1 pseudogene is annotated in these 255 nt (G+C 67.1%); it reads left to right on the plus strand.

Annotated features, from left to right (window positions below):
* Positions 1–17: 17 nt before the first annotated feature.
* Positions 18–255: pseudogene (locus ACYOEI_RS41350) on the plus strand (ISAzo13 family transposase); the annotation flags it as partial.

Raw genomic sequence — 255 nt, forward strand, 5'->3', positions numbered from 1 at the left:
GTGGCGGAAGCGCCCGGGTGGCCGAACGGCGTTTCGGTTGGGGTCGCGAGACGGTTGAGAAAGGGATGCAGGAATCCCGGCAAGGGGTGCGCTGCCTGGAGAACTTCTCCGCCCGAGGCCAACGGCGGAGCGAGGACAAGGATCCGAAACTGGCTGACGACATCCGCGCGATCGTCGAGCCCCAGTCCTACGCCGATCCCGAGCTCAAGTCCTCACGACGGTACACGAACCTGTCGGCCGCCGAGGTGCGTCGGG

The sequence above is a fragment of the Singulisphaera rosea genome (assembly GCF_054877945.1).